Source organism: Levilactobacillus mulengensis (assembly GCF_003946045.1).
Classification (GTDB): Bacteria; Bacillota; Bacilli; order Lactobacillales; family Lactobacillaceae; genus Levilactobacillus; species Levilactobacillus mulengensis.
This window is the reverse complement of sequence record NZ_RHNW01000028.1, coordinates 1-3122: the sequence shown is the minus strand read 5'-3', so window position 1 is coordinate 3122 and position 3122 is coordinate 1. Positions and strand designations below refer to the sequence as shown.

Sequence of the window (3122 nt, the reverse complement as noted above, 5' to 3'; positions counted from 1 at the left end):
TTGTTCTTTGAAAACTAGATATTATCAAATATTTTCTAATAATTATTTTTATTAATAATTAAACCGAGAACACTGCGAATTTTTTTGAGTTTTTAATTAGTTTTTATCGCTAATACTCAATTAATCAACGATTACGAAGTAATCGTTAGGTTAAGTTATGAAGGGCGCATGGTGGATGCCTTGGTACTAGGAGCCGATGAAGGACGGGACTAACACCGATATGCTTCGGGGAGCTGTACGTAAGCTTTGATCCGGAGATTTCCGAATGGGGAAACCCAGTAGTTTTAACCAACTATTACAATTCAGGGAATACATACTTGAATTGAGGCAGACGTGGGGAACTGAAACATCTAAGTACCCACAGGAATAGAAAGAAAAATCGATTCCCTAAGTAGCGGCGAGCGAACGGGGAATAGCCCAAACCAACAAGCTTGCTTGTTGGGGTTGTAGGACTGAACATTTGAGTTACCAAAGTCAATGATAATCGAAACGTCTGGGAAGGCGTGGCATAGCGGGTGATACCCCCGTAGATGAAATCGTTGGCCCTCAGTTCAGGATCCTGAGTACGGCCACACACGTGAAACGTGGTCGGAAACCGGGAGGACCATCTCCCAAGGCTAAATACTCCCTAGTGACCGATAGTGAACCAGTACCGTGAGGGAAAGGTGAAAAGCACCGCGGAAGCGGAGTGAAATAGTTCCTGAAACCATGTGCCTACAATTAGTTAGAGCCCGTTAATGGGTGATAGCGTGCCTTTTGTAGAATGAACCGGCGAGTTACGTTAATTTGCAAGGTTAAGGTGTAAAGACCGGAGCCGTAGCGAAAGCGAGTCTGAAACGGGCGTTTCAGTAAATTGATGTAGACCCGAAACCAGGTGACCTATCCATGTCCAGGTTGAAGGTGCGGTAAAGCGCACTGGAGGACCGAACCCGTGTATGTTGAAAAATGCTGGGATGAGGTGTGGATAGCGGTGAAATTCCAAACGAACTTGGAGATAGCTGGTTCTCTCCGAAATAGCTTTAGGGTTAGCCTCGGAATTAAGAATCGTGGAGGTAGAGCCACTGTTTGGACTAGGGGCCCGTCATGGGTTACTGAATTCAGATAAACTCCGAATGCCACTGATTTATATCCGGGAGTCAGACGATGAGTGATAAGATCCACCGTCGAAAGGGGAACAGCCCAGACCATCAATTAAGGTCCCTAAATACATGCTGAGTGGAAAAGGATGTGGAGTTGCATAGACAGCTAGGATGTTGGCTCAGAAGCAGCCACCATTTAAAGAGTGCGTAATAGCTCACTAGCCGAGTGATCCTGCGCCGAAAATTTACCGGGGCTAAGCATGTTACCGAAATTATGGATGTGACCATTAGGTCACGTGATAGGAGAGCGTTCTAAGGGCAATGAAGCTAGATCGTAAGGACTAGTGGAGCGCTTAGAAGTGAGAATGCCGGTATGAGTAGCGAAAGATCAGTGAGAATCTGATCCACCGAATGACTAAGGTTTCCTGGGGAAGGCTCGTCCTCCCAGGGTTAGTCGGGACCTAAGCCGAGGCTGAGAAGCGTAGGCGATGGATAACAGGTTGATATTCCTGTACTAGTTAATTATGTTTGAACGATGGAGGGACGCAGCAGGCTATGGTATGCGCACGATTGGAAATGTGCGTTCAAGCGTCAAGTCTGGTGATGAGTTAAATGCTTATTGCTAAGGACAAGGCGTTACGAGGACCGAATTTTAGTAGGGAAGTGCCAGATGTCACACTGCCGAGAAAAGCTTCTAGTTAGTAATTAATTACCCGTACCGCAAACCGACACAGGTAGTCGAGGAGAGTATCCTAAGGTGAGCGAGTGAACTCTTGTTAAGGAACTCGGCAAAATGACCCCGTAACTTCGGGAGAAGGGGTGCTACACGCAAGTGTAGCCGCAGTGAAAAGGCCCAGGCGACTGTTTATCAAAAACACAGGTTTCTGCAAAATCGTAAGATGACGTATAGGGGCTGACGCCTGCCCGGTGCTGGAAGGTTAAGTGGATGAGTTAGCTTCGGCGAAGCCCAGAAATGAAGCCCCAGTAAACGGCGGCCGTAACTATAACGGTCCTAAGGTAGCGAAATTCCTTGTCGGGTAAGTTCCGACCCGCACGAAAGGCGTAACGATCTGGGCACTGTCTCAACAAGAGACTCGGTGAAATTATATTACCTGTGAAGATGCAGGTTACCCGCGACAGGACGGAAAGACCCCATGGAGCTTTACTGTAGCTTGATATTGGGTGTTGACACAGCTTGTACAGGATAGGTCGGAGCCGTAGAACTCGGAACGCTAGTTTCGAGTGAGGCGCTGGTGGGATACGACCCTCGCTGTGTGAACACTCTAACCCGCACCACTTATCGTGGTGGGAGACAGTGTCAGGTAGGCAGTTTGACTGGGGCGGTCGCCTCCTAAAAAGTAACGGAGGCGCCCAAAGGTTCTCTCAGAATGGTTGGAAATCATTCATTGAGTGTAAAGGCAGAAGAGAGCTTGACTGCGAGACAGACAGGTCGAGCAGGGACGAAAGTCGGGCTTAGTGATCCGGTGGTACCGTATGGAAGGGCCATCGCTCAACGGATAAAAGCTACCCTGGGGATAACAGGCTTATCTCCCCCAAGAGTCCACATCGACGGGGAGGTTTGGCACCTCGATGTCGGCTCATCGCATCCTGGGGCTGTAGTCGGTCCCAAGGGTTGGGCTGTTCGCCCATTAAAGCGGTACGCGAGCTGGGTTCAGAACGTCGTGAGACAGTTCGGTCCCTATCCGTCGCGGGCGTAGGAAATTTGAGAGGAGCTGTCCTTAGTACGAGAGGACCGGGATGGACATACCTCTGGTGTACCAGTTGTGCCGCCAGGCGCATCGCTGGGTAGCTATGTATGGATGAGATAAACGCTGAAAGCATCTAAGTGTGAAACTCGCCTCAAGATGAGATTTCCCATTCCTATATGGAAGTAAGACCCCTGAGAGATGATCAGGTAGATAGGCTGGAAGTGGCAGCGTTGTGAGACGTGAAGCGGACCAGTACTAATCGGTCGAGGACTTAACCAAGTTGAAAAACGTGGTGTTCTCAATAGAAAATAATTTGATGATATCTAGTTTTGAG

Annotated in this window: 1 rRNA gene; it reads left to right on the top strand. The window is 48.5% G+C overall.

From position 1 onward, the window contains the following. Positions 1-148 precede the first annotated feature (148 nt). Positions 149-3067, top strand: a 23S ribosomal RNA gene (locus EKM84_RS13950). Positions 3068-3122: the final 55 nt, after the last annotated feature.